Genomic DNA, 16,038 nt, shown 5'->3' on the forward strand with positions numbered 1-16,038 from the left:
TTATTTGATAACTATTTTGAGTGGTTTACTACCAGTGAATGCATGTTTTCAGGGCAGCTATCTGGTATTTCATCATGCACTTCAACAAGACCATTGAGACCTAGAGCAAAAAGCTTTATACTCGCATTATTGTACACGAAGAGTGGCGGGGGTACGAATACTCACAGGTACATGATGAATACAGCACATTTTTTCATTCGCATAGATCTTACCGAACCATTGGAAAACCAATGGATTTGTAAGTGGTGTAAAGTGAAAGGTGTTGACAAACGACTCGATCAGTCGTTATAATAATTTTTGTTTGTTTGGAGTGATAGTGATGCAACTATTTTTTCGCAAAGTAGCAACAAGTGACGGTCCCTTTCCTATCCGTGAATCTCTTAATGTGAGTGAATTGGTGGATGATCGTGCTGATGTTACAGCCGTTTCCCCGCTGGAGACCGACTTGGTCGCCGTTAGTCTGGGCCAAGGCTCGATGAGTGTGGAAGGCACGCTGACCGCAGGTCTGGACATGCTTTGCTCACGCTGTTTGAGCCCGATGCACGAGGATTTGAAAATTGAATTTCGTGAACGGTTTAAGCAAACCTCATCTTCAAGTGTTGAAGAGGAGGATGAAGATGGCGATTTTATCGCAGTGCCGGAGGATTCCTTCGACATTGCACCGTATTGTGAAGAACTGTTTGTACTGCATGTGCCGTTTGCGCCTGTATGCAGTGAGGATTGTCAGGGCATCGCGCCAGCGGCCGGACAAGACTGGAGCCTTGGCTCCGATGACAGTAACGATGGTGATACGGAAAAGATTGATCCGCGTCTGGCAGGGCTTAAGGATTTTTTTAAATGAGAATTGAGTTCAATTCTGAAAAAAATCATCATCCGCTTGTGCCGGGAAGTTATTGAACCGATACGTGGATGTTGCATGCTTGATTCACCGGCTGTAAGATCATTGTCTTCTGGCATTTTCTTTCGGTCTTGAATGAGATAAGAAGTCATACCCGTTATGCGGGGTTGATCTGTTTAAGGAGGTGGGAATAATGGCAGTACCTCAACGGAGAACATCCAAAACTCGTCGCGACAAACGTCGTACTCACTTTAAACTGGAAGTACCAGGTATGGTGAAATGCTCCGAATGTGGCGAATTGAAACTTGCTCACCATGTGTGCAAAGTTTGCGGAACGTACAAAGCTAGAGAGATCATCTCTCAATAATGTCCGATAAGCGGATTCTTTGGAATATTCGCAGAGAAAGTAGCGCTTCACTACAGTGAGGCGCTACTTTTTTTATCAGCAAGCTTTCTTTTTGCGTCAGCATGCTATATACTGTTTTAGTACCAGGTTCTAAGAAAGAAGGGCCTAAGAGGTTCCTTTATACATACAAGAAGACAAACCGGCTTGAAGTTTAGCCGTTAGAACGTAAAGTAACCTGAACTGTCGGCTGAACGGCAGTTTACTGTAGGGAAAGGAGGCGTCACTGATATCGAACGTTTGCCGAAGAGACAGAGACAGCAACGGCTGACTCAATTAATTGATGATAATCCGTTCGTGACGGATCAGGAATTGACAAGACAGCTGAAGGTAAGCATTCAGACCATTCGGTTGGACCGGATGGAACTGGGGATCCCGGAATTGCGGGAGCGGCTAAAGCTGATGGCTGAGCGCTCCTACGATCAGGTTCGTTCCTTGCCTTTACATGAAGTAATTGGGGACATCGTTGATCTCCAGTTGGATCGAAGTGGTATTTCGATTTTTGAAATTAAAGAGGAACATACTTTTTCACGCACAGGCATTGCACGAGGACATTATGTGTTTGCGCAGGCCAATTCATTGGCCGTTGCCGTAATTAACGATGAGATAGCATTGACCGCTTCAGCGGATATTCGCTTTGTTCGTCCGGTTCATTTGGGTGAAAAATGTATTGCTAAGGCATATGTACGCTCAAATCCAGAACAAAAAGGAAAGGCCAAAGTGGAAGTGTTTGCCTACGTAGGAGAAGAAATGGTGTTCCAAGGCAACTTTGTCATTTATCGCTCCACGGAGGAAGAGTATAGCGAAGGAGGAAGTCAGCATGCGGATCGCCATTGATGCCATGGGGGGAGATAATGCTCCTGAGGCGACAGTAGAGGGCGCGTTATCTGCGGCGGCGGAATGGAAGGATACAGACATTACGCTGGTTGGTGACCGGGAACGGATTGAATCGGTTTTGAACGGCAGGGCGCTGCCGACGAACCTCACCATTCGCCATGCGTCCGAAACGATAGATGCGCAGGACGAGCCTGTAAAGGCAGTGCGGCGTAAAAAGGATGCCTCAATGGTCGTAGCGGGTCGAATGGTTAGAGAAGGTGAAGCGGATGCCATGATATCCGCAGGTAATACAGGCGCTCTGATGACTACAGGATTGCTAGTGGTTGGAAGAATGGAGGGCATTGAACGTCCGGCTCTCGCGCCGATGATACCAACGATTGATGATCAAGGTATACTGGCGCTGGACTTGGGGGCCAATATGGATGCCAAGCCTGAACATCTTGCCCAATATGCACTGATGGGGAGCTTGTACCGTCAGAAGGTTCACGGATTGGCTTCTCCAAGAGTGGGTCTGCTGAATGTTGGGACTGAAGCAGGAAAAGGCAATGAACTAACAAAGTTGGCGTATCCTCTTATCGAGCAGTTACCTGTCAATTTTGTGGGGAATGTTGAATCCCGAGATGTGTTAACCGGAAATTGTGATGTATTGGTGTGTGACGGATTCGCCGGAAACATTATGCTAAAATCGCTAGAGGGAACAGCCGGAGCGATATTTTCTCTCCTTAAAGAGCAGTTCACCAAATCTTTAAAGACCAAGCTTGCAGCGGCCTTGATTATGCCTGAACTTCGGGGGCTGAAGGGGAAACTAGATTATAAAGAGCACGGCGGGGCTCCTTTGTTGGGGTTGAGCGGACTCGTCTTAAAAAGTCACGGTTCGTCTGATGGCATTGCCGTCAAAAATGCGGTAAGGCAGGCTCGCACGGCCTTGCAAAACCGGTTGGTGGAAAGTATATCCAAGGAAATCAGCAGGAAGTGAGTGACGATATGAATAAATTACGGCCGGTTGGTGTTATCGGAACAGGGAAATACGTACCTGAGAAAATTCTGACCAATAAAGATTTGGAAGAAATCGTTGAAACAAGTGATGAGTGGATTGTTAGCCGTACAGGGATTCAGGAGCGCCATATTGCTGCTCCAGAGCAGGCTACATCTGATTTGGCTTATGAAGCAGCAGTTAAGGCGTTGGAGTCTGCGGGTATGACGGCACAAGATCTGGACCTGATTATAGTAGCTACGGTTACACCAGATATGGCATTTCCGTCAACTGCTTGCATTCTTCAGGACAAGTTGGGGGCCAAAGGCGCAGCGGCTTTCGATTTGTCTGCTGCATGCTCGGGTTTTGTGTACGGGCTGGCTACGGCAACGAGTTTCATTAAGACAGGTATTTATAACAATGCGTTAATTATTGGTGCAGACTGCCTTTCCCGGATTACAGATTATACTGACCGCAACACCTGCGTTCTTTTCGGAGATGGAGCAGGAGCTGTAGTGATTGGTGAAGTACCTGAAGGTAGAGGATTCCAATCCTTTGATCTGGGGGCTGAAGGCGCTGGAGGCACCTTGCTCAAGTTGGAAGCTGGGGGCTCACGTTTGCCTGCGAGTGCGGATACACTGGAAAATAAACAGCACTATATTTACATGAACGGACGCGAAGTGTTCAAGTTCGCGGTTCGCGTTATGGGAACAGCAACGGTTGATGTGTTGGAGAAAGCTGGGATGTCCAAAGACGACATCGATCTGTTCGTTCCGCATCAAGCCAATATCCGAATCATCCAATCCGCAATGCAACGTTTGGATTTACCAGAGGAAAAGGTAGTTATTAATGTTAATAAATATGCGAATACATCCGCAGCATCTATTCCTCTCGCTCTTGTGGAAGCAGCTGAGGAAGGCCGCATGAAGGAAGGCGACCGTATACTAATGGTGGGCTTTGGCGGCGGTTTGACCTGGGGTGCGTCGGTTCTTATCTGGTAATTAAGTGGAAGTTTTGATATAATATTGAATTTGTCTGGTGTTTTACAGAAGAAGCATTGGATACAGAGAGGTGCATGCACGATGGGCAAAACGGCATTTATATTTCCCGGTCAGGGTTCACAAGCTTTAGGTATGGCTAAAGATGCTTATGAAGCAGTTCCAGCTGCAACAGAAGTATTCCGTAAAGCGGACGAACGTTTGGGTTTCGCGCTAAGCACACTGATATTTGAAGGGCCTGACACAGCCTTGAAGCAAACATCCAATACGCAGCCTGCACTGTTAACGGCGAGCATTGCGTTGTATGAAGCGTTCAAGGAAAAGGGCATCCGCCCTGATTATGTGGCTGGGCACAGTCTAGGAGAATACAGTGCGCTAGTGGCTTCCGGTGTTCTCACATTTGAGGATGCAGTTGAGACTGTTCGTGCACGTGGTCAGTTTATGGAGCAGGCCATTCCTGATGGACAAGGCGGGATGGCTGCTGTGCTGGGAGCTGATCGTGAAGCATTGGCAGCATTGTGCCGTGATATTACGGAGTCTGGCCAACTGGTTGAATTGGCCAACATCAACTGTCCTGGACAGATTGTTGTATCCGGTACAAAGGCGGGCGTAGCTGCCGTCGCTGAACGTGTGAAGGAAGCAGGCGGTAAGCGTGCTATTACTTTGGAGGTCAGCGGACCTTTTCATTCGTCATTGATGAAGGAAGCGGCGGACAAGCTCTCCGGTAAATTGGAGACTGTGAAATTTGCTGAAGCCCAGATTCCGGTTGTGACCAATGTGACAGCAAAACCTGTACGTGAGGGAAGTGAAATTCGCCAACTGTTGGTGGAACAGGTCTATTCTCCGGTACTATGGGAAGACAGCGTAGCATGGTTACTGGAACAAGGTGTGGACACCTTTGTTGAGTTTGGACCGGGAAGTGTTTTGACCGGACTGGTTAAAAAGATTGACAAAACGGTTAAGCTGTATAACATGAGTAGCCTGGAGTCGTTTGCTTCTATAACAGAAGCCCTGGAAGCCCGCTAAAAGTATTAATGATTGCCTTTACGGGTTAAATACTTGCAAGGGAGGACTATGATGTCTAAGCCATTGAGTGGAAAAACAGCGCTGGTTACGGGAGCGTCGCGCGGAATTGGCCGTAGTATCGCACTGGCGCTGGCTGAAGCAGGGGCTAATGTCGCAGTAAATTATGCTGGTAGCGAAGCGGCTGCGACTGAGGTAGCAGAGCTGATTCGTGCCAAAGGTGTAGAAGCTATTACAGTTCAGGCTAATGTGGGACGTGCTGAAGAAGCTGATCAGTTGATCAAGGATGTAATTGGCGCTTGGGGCAAGATTGATATCCTGGTGAATAATGCTGGCATAACAAGAGATAATTTAATCATGCGGATGAAAGAAGAGGAATTCGATCAGGTGATCGAAACGAATCTTAAGGGTGTGTTTAATTGTCTCAAGGCGGCCACACGCCCAATGATGAAGCAGCGTTCTGGACGAATTATCAATATCTCTTCCGTTGTTGGTGTACTTGGTAACGCAGGACAAGCCAACTATGTCGCTGCTAAAGCGGGAGTGATTGGTCTTACTAAATCCTCTGCTAGAGAGCTTGCCTCAAGAGGAATTACAGTGAACTGTGTGGCTCCTGGATTCATTGATACTGAAATGACACAGGTGCTGGCTGATGATTTGCGTGACAATATGCTTAGCGGTATTCCGCTGGCCCGTCTTGGACGGCCTGAGGAAATTGCAGATGTGGTGCTATTCTTGGCCTCGGATGCTTCCTCATATATGACGGGCCAGACTTTGCATGTGGATGGCGGCATGTATATGTAGTTCTTGTTGCCAATCCGCATGCCCCGATGGAGAGTAGTTAATGAAAACTCTCTTCTATGGCATTTTAATTGTAATTTTCGTATAATACCATAAGGAGGAGGTGAGCCGGATGTCCGATGTATTGGAGCGCGTAAAACGCATTGTCGTTGACCGTTTGGGAGCCGACGAAGCCGAAGTTACACTTGAAGCATCTTTTAAAGATGATTTAGGCGCTGATTCTCTCGATGTAGTTGAATTGGTTATGGAATTGGAAGATGAGTTTGATATGGAAATCTCTGATGAAGATGCAGAGAAAATTACAACTGTAGGTGAAGTTGTGAAGTACATACAATCTCATACCTAATTCATGTCATCAAAAGTCCCGTTCTGTTACAGGCGGGACTTTCTCCTAATTATACAGATTGAACTAAAGACGGAATTGTCGCGTGTTTTTGACTTCATCTCAGCTTCACTTCGTCAAGGGCTGAGTATAATGCGGCATTACTAACTTTAGTTGATTCTATATTATTTTTGTACACAAGCGTGTGCGAACTAAAAATACAATTTGCAGTAGACATAGAGGTGATTATCTTTGAAACAACGTGTTGTCATAACAGGAATGGGTGTAATCACTTCGCTGGGACAGGATTTGAACACACTATGGGATAATCTGATGGCTGGAAAATCTGGTATCAGTAAAATCGAAGCTTTTGATACAAGTGAATACACTACGAAAATAGCCGCTTCCATTAAAGATTTTAATCCAGAGGATTATATCGATCGTAAGGATGCGCGTAAAATGGACCGCTTTGTGCAGTTCGCGGTTGCTGCTAGTAAATTGGCGCTTGAGGACAGCAAACTCGTAATCGGAGAGAATGTGGATGCTGAGCGTGTTGGTGTATCTGTTGGTTCTGGTATTGGCGGATTGGGCACTTGGGAAGATCAGCATAATGCACTGATCGAAAAGGGACCTAAACGCGTAAGCCCTTTCTTCATTCCGATGATGATTGCTAATATGGGTTCCGGTCAAGTTTCGATCTCACTCGGTGCTAAGGGTCCCAATACATCGCCAGTTACGGCTTGTGCCACAGGTAGTCATGCTATCGGTGATTCCTTCCGCATGATTCAGCGCGGTGACGCTGACGCTATGATTTGCGGCGGTGCCGAAGCAACGATTCGTCCGATTGGTATTGCTGGATTTTGCTCCATGCGAGCGATGTCCACACGTAACGATGAGCCGGAAAAGGCAAGTCGTCCATTTGATACCGAACGGGACGGATTTGTTATGGGCGAAGGCTCTGGTGTACTGATTCTGGAATCGTTGGATCATGCTTTGAAGCGTGGTGCACATATTTACGGCGAAGTGATTGGCTATGGTCTTTCAGGCGATGCCCATCATATGACGGAGCCTGATCCAGAGGGAGCAGCACGCTGCATTAGAATGGCGATCCGTGATGCTGGATTGAATCCTGAAGATATCGATTATATCAATGCACATGGTACATCTACGCCGGTTGGTGACAAATCGGAGACGGAAGCAGTTAAGAAAACGCTTGGAGAGCATGCCTATAAGGTAGCGATCAGTTCAACCAAGTCGATGACAGGGCATCTTCTGGGTGCAGCGGGAGGCGTTGAAGCCGTAATTTGTGGTCTTGCGCTCCAACATCAGACAATTCCGCCAACAATTAATTTGGACAATCAAGACCCAGCTTGTGATCTTGATTATGTACCTAATAAGCCGAGAAAAGCGGAACTGAATGTGGTTATGTCCAATTCCTTTGGTTTTGGAGGTCACAATGCTACGGTTATTCTAAAAAAATATGAAGCGTAAGGGGTCAGTTCGTTGAGTGGAGACTTGAAGCAATTACAGCAGAAACTTCATATTCAATTCAACAATCGGCAGCTTCTGAAGCAGGCTTTTACGCACGCTTCCTACGTAAACGAACATCGGTTCAGTCAGCATGCAGATAATGAGCGTCTGGAATTTCTGGGTGACGCTGTTCTGGAACTGACGGTGTCTGAGCAATTGTACAATCAGTACCCTAACCGGCCCGAAGGCGAACTAACCAAGTTGCGTGCAGCTATTGTCTGTGAGCCTTCTTTGGTGAAGTTTGCTGTCGGGCTTGAGTTTGGGCAGTATGTATTGCTTGGAAAAGGTGAAGAGCTGACAGGCGGACGTACTCGTCCTGCTCTGTTGGCTGATGTGTTCGAGGCGTTCGTAGGCGCGCTTTATTTGGATCAGGGTCTGGAAGCCGTCCGGTCGTTTCTAGAACGTTATATTTTTCCTCAAATTGTATTAAACGGTAAGCTTCAGATGAGTGATTTCAAAACAGAGCTTCAGGAACTGACGCAGCATCATAACATGGGGATGCTTGAATACAAGATTGTCGAGGAACGCGGACCTGCCCATGAACGCGAGTTTGTAGCCGAGGTATATATGGACAGCGAACGGCTGGGGGCAGGTACAGGACGCTCCAAAAAGGAAGCTGAGCAGCAAGCGGCGGCAGTTGCTTTAAACCGTTTGAAGCTGGCGGAATCGTAATCGGTACCTGAGCGACCCGAACGGGTGACGCAAGCAGAGGACACAAAGTAAGAGCAAAGGGCAGTCCGCGGGGAGTCCCGGCCCATAATGGCGAATGGACTGCGTTTTGCTCTTTTTTCGTGGCTTTACTGCTGTAAAGTGAACGTCGATACTGTGCTTTTTTCAAATTAGTCTTATGCTACAATAAGGATAATTCAATCAATCAGGTCAATGAAGTTGTACAAGCATATTTGAATGTTAGAGGTGAGATTGAGCATGTTTTTAAAGCGCATTGAGCTGGCGGGCTTCAAATCGTTTGCAGATAAAACGGAAATGGAATTTGTCCGCGGCATTACGGCAGTCGTCGGACCCAATGGGAGTGGAAAAAGTAATATTTCCGACGGAATTCGTTGGGTGTTGGGCGAACAGAGTGCCAAATCACTGCGTGGCGGCAAGATGGAGGACATTATTTTTGCAGGTAGTGATGCTCGTAAGGCTGTTAATTACGGTGAAGTATCACTTACGCTAGATAATGAAGATCAGGCATTGCCTCTGGATTTTGGTGAAGTGACGGTAACGCGACGTGTGCATCGGAGTGGGGATAGTGAATATTTCATTAATCGTCAATCATGCAGACTTCGGGATATTACTGAGCTGTTTATGGATACAGGGATTGGTAAAGAAGCTTATTCGATTATTGGGCAAGGACGTATTGAAGAAATTTTGAGTACCCGATCTGAGGATCGACGGGGTATTTTTGAGGAAGCCTCGGGTATCGTAAAATATAAATCACGTAAAAAAGATGCAGTTCGCAAGCTGGATGAAACAGAGCAAAATTTGCTGCGCATTCACGATTTGGTCAGTGAACTAGAGGATCAGATTGGACCTCTTAAGGAGCAGTCTGAAAAGGCGATTCATTTTAAAGAGCTGCGCAGTGAATTAAAATCAAAAGAAATTTCGATGTACGTCCATCAAATTGAACAAATTCATACTTCGTGGAGCGATGCGACTTCCAAACTAGCTTTGTTGCAGCAAGAGCAGCTTCAGTTGTCTACAGTAGTGTCCCGCCATGATGCGATGCTGGAAAACGATCGTAATGAATTACGGCAGCTGGAAGAGCAAGTAGAACGTCTGCAAAAGGATCTGCTGCAATACAGTGAAGCTACGGAAAAAAGTGAAGGATACGGTGAATTGCTCAAAGAGCGCACACGCAATTTGGAGGCCAATCGGGAACAATTGATCTTATCCCTCAGCACAAGTGAATCACGGCATTCCGAACGCAAAAGCGAACTGGATCAGCTGAACGAAAAGCTGTCAGCGCTGAATGTAGAGCTGGACGAGTTGCGTGCGCGTCTGTCTGATGAAGAGGCCAAACTGATTGGCGTCACAGGTGGAATCAGCCAGGAGCAGGAAGAAAGCCTAAAGGGTGGTCTGCTGGAGCTGATGAATCAGATGGCGCAGGCGCGTAACGAAATTCGTTATACCGACCAACAGAAGGAAGCGTTGGAACGCCGAGTGAATCGCGTCAGTGATGAATCCGGCAAATGGGAAGCCCAAAAAGTCGAACTTGAACAGCGCAAAAAAGGGTTGGAAGCGACGATTCAGAAGCTGGGACAGGAAATTAGCAGTTTGCGCAGTGGCTATATTCAGGGAAGTGAACAGTACCAGGCCCTGCAAAAACTACTGGAAGAAAACCAGGGCACGGTTCGTAAATGGGAACAAAAACGTGAGGCTCAAATTTCACGGCGAGATACGATGAAAGAAATGCAGGATGACTTTGACGGCTTCATGCTCGGAGTTAAAGAGGTGTTAAAGGCTTCACGCAAAGGAACTTTGCACGGTGTGCATGGAGCAGTAGCGGAGCTGATTCGGGTACCTGAGCATTTAGAGCAGGCGATGGAAACCGCTTTGGGCGCTTCAGTTCAGCATATTGTGATGGAAAATGAATCGGTATCCAGACAGGCGATCAGTTTTCTAAAGCAACGTCAATTGGGCAGAGCGACATTCTTGCCTATGGACGTTATCCGCCCGCGTCAGATTGGTGCTGGAGAACGTCAAATTGTGGAAAGCGCAGAAGGCTTTGTCGGGATCGGTGCAGATCTTGTTCAGTACGATGATCGATATGCCGGAATCGTAGGCAGTCTCTTGGGGAATGTGGTCATTGCCCGTACGCTGGAAGATGCCAATCGTATTGCGGCCCGTTGTCAATATAGATATCGTGTTGTCACGCTGGAAGGCGATGTTGTCAATGCAGGTGGTTCCATGACTGGGGGGAGCCAGTTCAAGAAAAATGCTAATCTGCTGGGCCGTAAACGTCAGCTGGATCAGTTGGATCAAGACATTCTAGACACGGAACAGCAAATTGCCAGGTTGCGCCAGAGTGCAATAGATACCAAACGACAGTTGGAGGAGACTCAGACCCGTCTGGATGAATTGCGCCAGGGCGGCGATGTGAAGCGGACCGAAGAGCAGCAGATGGCAATGGAGCTCAAACAACTTGAGCATGAACTTCGTCATGTTCTGGAGCAGGTAGCTGCGTCTGGCCAGGAGAAAAAAGGCTTTGACCAGGAAATCAAGGAGTTGGAAGCTTCCCGTGCAGAAGCACTGGTAAAGTTGGCTGCGCTGGAGGAAGAAGAGAAGAAAACGCATCAAGCCATTCACGCTGCCGAATTTGCTCGTAAAGCGAATGAATCAGCCAAAGAGCAGCTGCAAGGAGAGCTCACCAATCTCAAGGTAAGAGAAGGCAAGTTGGACCAAGAGCGCTTTTCATTGGAAGAGCAGATTCGCAGACTGCGTGGGGATTATGATACCCTTGGTAAGGATTCAAGACAAAACAAGACCTTGCTTGCTTCCATCGAAGCGGATTTGCTCACCAATGAGCAGGAGACCGTGAAACAAATTGAGAATCTTAATCAATACCGTTTGAAAAAGGAAGAAGCTGCAGAGCAATTGGAATTCAAACGGGCTGCACGCAGCAGCTTGTCCAAAAAACTGGAAGTTGCTGAGAATGACACAAAAGAACAGCGAATTCAGCTTAAGTCGGTGGAGGAACTGCTTCGCCAAACAGAAATTGGAGTAAACCGACTTGATGTGGAACTGGAAAATGTTTTGAAAAAATTAAGTGATGATTATGAACTCAGCTATGAGCTGGCCAAGCAACGTTACCCTATACCGGAAGATATTGAAGGTACGCAGAGTGAGGTGGAAAGGCTCAAACGCGGGATATCTGCGCTGGGTGAGGTCAATCTGGGTGCTATTGAGGAATACCAGCGTGTACATGAGCGCTATACGTTTCTTGATGAGCAAAAGTCTGATTTGGTAGAGGCCAAGACAACGCTTTATCAGGTTATTCGTGAAATGGATGATGAAATGTCCAAGCGCTTCAAGACCACGTTCGATGCGATTCGTCGCGAATTTGGAACGGTTTTCTCCAAGCTGTTCGGAGGCGGACGTGCAGACCTTGTGTTGCTTGATCCGGAACGTTTGCTGGAGACAGGCATTGACATTGTAGCTCAGCCTCCAGGCAAAAAACTTCAAAACTTACAGTTGTTGTCAGGCGGTGAACGGGCTCTAACAGCAATGGCTTTATTATTTGCCATTTTACACGTTAAACCTGTTCCATTCTGTGTACTCGATGAAGTAGAGGCAGCATTAGACGAAGCAAATGTGGTGCGTTTTGCTCAGTATTTACGGGAATTCTCAGAGCAGACACAGTTTATCGTAGTTACACACCGTAAAGGCACCATGGAAGAATCCGATGTGCTGTACGGGGTTACGATGGAAGAAGGCGGGGTTTCTAAACTCGTATCTGTCAAGCTGGACAACGATGAAGCTGAGATTGCCTGACATCAAATAACATACTTTCAGATCAACGGAGGGAATCCATGAGTTTCTTTAGAAAATTGAAGGAAAGCATCGCAAGTAAAACGGAATCGGTCACAAAGCAGTTCAAAGACGGTTTAGAAAAAACACGTAAAGGTTTCGTCGAAAAAGTAACGGACCTGATGATTCGCCGTAAAAAAATTGATGAGGAATTTTACGAGGAACTGGAAGAAATTCTGATCGGAGCGGACGTAGGCGTCAATACCGTTATGAACCTCATTGAAGACTTGCGGGGAGAAGTGAAAAAACGCAAAATCGAGGATGCGTCCGAGTTACAGCCTGTACTGTCGGAAAAGCTGTCTGAGTTGCTGCGGGGGAATGACAATAGTCAGCTCAAAATGAATCCAGACGGGATTACGGTCATTCTATTCGTAGGCGTCAATGGAGTCGGAAAAACAACGACCATTGGCAAGTTGGCTCATCGTTTTAAACAAGAGGGCAAAAAAGTATTGTTGGCTGCTGGAGATACATTCCGGGCGGGCGCGATTGAACAGTTGGAGGTTTGGGGCCAACGGGCAGGTGTAGAGGTCATCAAACAGCAATCTGGTTCTGATCCAGCTGCGGTTATGTTTGATGCCGTACAGGCTGCCAAGCAGCGTCAAGTAGATGTTTTGTTATGCGATACAGCAGGACGTCTTCAAAATAAAAGCAATCTAATGGAAGAATTGAACAAGATTTTCCGCGTTATCCAGCGTGAAATTCCAGACGCTCCTCATGAAGTGTTGTTGGTACTTGATGCGACGACTGGACAAAATGCACTTAACCAAGCCAAGCTGTTTGGTGAGAAGAGCGGCGTAACCGGTCTGGTACTGACAAAATTGGATGGAACAGCAAAGGGCGGGATTGTTGTTGCTATCCGTCAGGAATTGAATTTGCCTGTTAAGCTGGTGGGCTTAGGTGAAAAAGTGAATGATCTTCAACCGTTTGATTCAGAACAATTTGTTCATGCATTGTTCGCCGGTTTGATCCAAGAAGAGGCTGTCGAAGCTGGCGAGGAAGAGCAGAACTAATCCGTTTGATTAGACTTGCTTATAAGTCTGGGACTAAGCAGTGCTCCTGTTGCCGCGTAAGTCCGCCCAATTGTATAATGAAAGCAAAAGGTTTGACGATGCCGGATAAATTTCTTGTATAAAAATATTACTCAGGAAGCCGGGTGAAAAACGATGGCAAACACCTATACTTATTCCCGCCGGGAAGAAGTAGCTAACGCGATTACACATGGTATTGGAGCCGTTTTAAGTGTAGCAGCGCTTGTGCTACTCATTGTTTTTGCTAGCATGAAAGGAACTGCTTGGCATGTCGTAAGCTTTACAATTTACGGGATTACAATGCTGTTGCTGTATACCAATTCCACGTTGCTTCATAGCCTGCGTGAAGGAAAATTGAAGGATTTGTTCGAAATATTCGATCATTCTTGTATTTACCTGTTCATTGCAGGTAGCTACACCCCTTTTATGCTCGTTGCCTTGCGAGGTACTCTGGGATGGACGCTATTTGGAGTGATTTGGGGGATCGCTTTGTTTGGTGTACTGTTCAAGGCGTTCTTCACCAAACGCTTCCTATTTATGTCTACTGTGTTTTACATTATAATGGGCTGGCTCATTACAATTGCCTGGAATCCCCTGATGGCCATTGTTCCCGCCGGAGGGATGACGCTATTGTTCGTGGGTGGTCTTATGTATACGCTGGGCACGATTTTTTATGTGTGGCGGGCATTTCCATATCACCATGCGATCTGGCATCTGTTTGTTTTGGCAGGCAGCATACTTCATTTTCTGGCTGTTCTGCTGTATCTTACTCCAGTAAGGGTTTGAGTGAGAGGGGCAAAAAAGTCGATCTATTCTCCCGTTTAAGGGCAGTGGATCGGCTTTTTTTTGTATGACAAGGGATAACGCTTGACATCTTCTTTTCTTTTATGTATGATAAGGAACGTTGAAAAGAACTGTAAAGTGTTTTTCCTTGACGATGGAGGTATACACGATGAGTCAGGAGAATCGGCTGGAAAAGACAAACCGGATTAACCGACTGTTTGACTTCTATGAACCTCTACTTACAGAGAAGCAACAGATGTTTTTAAAATATTACTTCCATGATGATTTTTCTTTAGGGGAAATTGCATCGGAATTTCAAATTAGCCGTCAGGCAGTCTATGAACATATTAAACGTGCTGAACAGGTATTAGAAATGTATGAGGAAAAGCTTGGATTGCTAAGTAAGCATGAACGTAGAATCCAAGATTTAGAGGAACTGAATGCGACATTATATGATGCATTCGGAAAAGTTGGTAAGCCCGATAAGGATACATTGCAACATGTCCAACAAATTGTAAATCGCCTGCAGGAATTGTAGGATATATAAATGAAGAACTAACAACCCTGGTAGACAAGGAGGTGCGAAAGTATGGCATTTGAAGGATTATCGACTCGCTTGCAAAATGTATTCAGTAAATTGCGCGGCAAAGGAAAAGTGTCTGAGGATGATGTAGCTCAGGCGATGCGTGAAGTGCGATTGGCTTTGCTTGAAGCGGACGTTAACTTCAAGGTTGTAAAGGACTTTATTGCCAAGGTAAAGGAGAAATCCGTTGGTAAGGAAGTGATGGACAGCTTTACGCCAGGCATGGTCATCATCGACATTGTAAACAAGGAATTGACCGAGTTGATGGGTGGCAGTCAGGCCAAGCTTGCCAAAGCAAACAAACCGCCTACAGTCATTATGATGGTGGGTCTCCAGGGCGCAGGTAAGACGACGACGTCAGGTAAACTAGCGAAGTTGTTGCAAAAGCAAAACCATCGTCCATTGCTTGTAGCTGGTGATATTTACAGACCTGCCGCGATCAAGCAGCTTCAGATTCTCGGTGAGCAGATTAACGCACCTGTATTTACATTGGGAGATCAGACAAGCCCGGTGGAAATCGCAAAACAGGGTTTGCAGCATGCTAAGGATAATGGTAATGACTACGTTATTATAGATACTGCCGGTCGTCTTCATGTTGATGAAGAACTGATGGAAGAGTTGCGCCAGATTCATACTAATGTCAAGCCGGATGAAGTTCTGCTGGTTGTAGATAGCATGACAGGACAGGATGCAGTTAACGTTGCGGAGCACTTTAACAATAGCCTTGAGTTAACGGGAGTTGTACTGACAAAGCTGGACGGCGACACTCGTGGGGGCGCGGCCTTGTCGGTTAAAGCTGTGACAGGATGCCCGATCAAGTTTGCTACATTGGGTGAAAAGCTGGATGCAATGGAGCCATTTCACCCTGAGCGGATGGCTTCACGGATTTTAGGCATGGGTGACATGCTGTCCCTGATTGAAAAAGCGCAGTCCAATATCGACGCGGATAAGGCGAAGGAAATGGAACGGAAAATGCGCAATGCCGAGTTTACTTTCGAGGATTTTCTGGAGCAAATGGATCAGGTTAAGAAGCTTGGCCCAATCGACCAGATTCTCGATATGATTCCTGGTATGGGCAACATGAAGCAAATGAAAGACATCAAAGTGGATGACAAACAGATGGGCCGGATTGAGGCTATCGTTCATTCGATGACTAAACAGGAAAAGCAAAACCCAGACATGATTAATCATAGTCGTCGCAAGCGGATTGCTGTAGGCAGTGGAACATCGCTGGCTGAGGTAAATCGTCTCATTAAGCAATTTGACGAAATGCGCCGTATGATGAAGCAGTTCTCAGATATGATGGGTCCTAAGGGTGGCAAAAACAAGGCTCTGAAACAGCTGAAGAGTATGGGCAAAGGTATGAAGTTTCCTTTCCGCTAAAAG

Annotated in this window: 15 protein-coding genes; all 15 read left to right on the forward strand. The window is 46.5% G+C overall.

Annotated elements, in window-relative coordinates:
* The first annotated feature begins 319 nt into the window (after positions 1-319).
* The 15 genes from ACU1JV_RS11130 (at position 320) to ffh (ending at position 16,035) form a co-directional block, all read left to right on the forward strand.
* Positions 320-841: a YceD family protein gene (locus tag ACU1JV_RS11130; protein WP_413985961.1), complete on the forward strand. Its 522-nt coding sequence runs from the start codon at positions 320-322 to the stop codon at positions 839-841.
* Positions 842-1,031: 190 nt separating this feature from the next.
* Positions 1,032-1,205: a 50S ribosomal protein L32 gene (gene rpmF / locus ACU1JV_RS11135; RefSeq protein WP_013370634.1), complete on the forward strand. Its 174-nt coding sequence runs from the start codon at positions 1,032-1,034 to the stop codon at positions 1,203-1,205.
* A gap of 276 nt (positions 1,206-1,481) precedes the next feature.
* Positions 1,482-2,078 (forward strand): transcription factor FapR, encoded by a 597-nt coding sequence (fapR, locus tag ACU1JV_RS11140; protein WP_014599659.1) that lies wholly within the window; start codon positions 1,482-1,484, stop codon positions 2,076-2,078.
* Positions 2,062-3,054, forward strand: coding sequence for a phosphate acyltransferase PlsX (gene plsX, locus ACU1JV_RS11145; protein WP_413985962.1), 993 nt, complete (start codon positions 2,062-2,064; stop codon positions 3,052-3,054). The genes fapR and plsX overlap by 17 nt, the downstream gene beginning before the upstream one ends.
* An 8-nt stretch (positions 3,055-3,062) precedes the next feature.
* Positions 3,063-4,052: a beta-ketoacyl-ACP synthase III gene (locus ACU1JV_RS11150; protein WP_013370638.1), complete on the forward strand. Its 990-nt coding sequence runs from the start codon at positions 3,063-3,065 to the stop codon at positions 4,050-4,052.
* Between the two features lie 81 nt (positions 4,053-4,133).
* Positions 4,134-5,075 (forward strand): ACP S-malonyltransferase, encoded by a 942-nt coding sequence (fabD, locus tag ACU1JV_RS11155; protein ID WP_413985963.1) that lies wholly within the window; start codon positions 4,134-4,136, stop codon positions 5,073-5,075.
* A 51-nt stretch (positions 5,076-5,126) separates the two neighbouring features.
* Positions 5,127-5,876, forward strand: coding sequence for a 3-oxoacyl-[acyl-carrier-protein] reductase (fabG, locus tag ACU1JV_RS11160; protein ID WP_013370640.1), 750 nt, complete (start codon positions 5,127-5,129; stop codon positions 5,874-5,876).
* 109 nt (positions 5,877-5,985) lie between these two features.
* Positions 5,986-6,219, forward strand: coding sequence for an acyl carrier protein (locus ACU1JV_RS11165; protein ID WP_007429985.1), 234 nt, complete (start codon positions 5,986-5,988; stop codon positions 6,217-6,219).
* A gap of 228 nt (positions 6,220-6,447) precedes the next feature.
* Positions 6,448-7,686: a beta-ketoacyl-ACP synthase II gene (fabF, locus tag ACU1JV_RS11170; RefSeq protein WP_013370641.1), complete on the forward strand. Its 1,239-nt coding sequence runs from the start codon at positions 6,448-6,450 to the stop codon at positions 7,684-7,686.
* Positions 7,687-7,698: 12 nt separating this feature from the next.
* Positions 7,699-8,397, forward strand: coding sequence for a ribonuclease III (gene rnc, locus ACU1JV_RS11175; RefSeq protein ID WP_013309856.1), 699 nt, complete (start codon positions 7,699-7,701; stop codon positions 8,395-8,397).
* 255 nt (positions 8,398-8,652) lie between these two features.
* The gene (gene smc, locus ACU1JV_RS11180; protein WP_013370642.1) at positions 8,653-12,222 is read left to right on the forward strand and encodes a chromosome segregation protein SMC; all 3,570 of its coding nucleotides are present in this window, start codon (positions 8,653-8,655) and stop codon (positions 12,220-12,222) included.
* A 38-nt stretch (positions 12,223-12,260) separates the two neighbouring features.
* The gene (gene ftsY, locus ACU1JV_RS11185; protein WP_013370643.1) at positions 12,261-13,268 is read left to right on the forward strand and encodes a signal recognition particle-docking protein FtsY; all 1,008 of its coding nucleotides are present in this window, start codon (positions 12,261-12,263) and stop codon (positions 13,266-13,268) included.
* Positions 13,269-13,421: 153 nt separating this feature from the next.
* Positions 13,422-14,072 carry a PAQR family membrane homeostasis protein TrhA gene (gene trhA / locus ACU1JV_RS11190; protein WP_013370644.1) on the forward strand — a complete coding sequence of 217 codons (651 nt, stop codon included), beginning with the start codon at positions 13,422-13,424 and terminating at the stop codon, positions 14,070-14,072.
* A gap of 166 nt (positions 14,073-14,238) precedes the next feature.
* Complete coding sequence (gene ylxM, locus ACU1JV_RS11195) at positions 14,239-14,607, forward strand: YlxM family DNA-binding protein (protein ID WP_013370645.1); 369 nt, start codon at positions 14,239-14,241, stop codon at positions 14,605-14,607.
* A gap of 51 nt (positions 14,608-14,658) precedes the next feature.
* Positions 14,659-16,035 (forward strand): signal recognition particle protein, encoded by a 1,377-nt coding sequence (ffh, locus tag ACU1JV_RS11200; RefSeq protein ID WP_013370646.1) that lies wholly within the window; start codon positions 14,659-14,661, stop codon positions 16,033-16,035.
* Positions 16,036-16,038: the final 3 nt, after the last annotated feature.

It is taken from the genome of Paenibacillus sp. T2-29 (assembly GCF_052921365.1).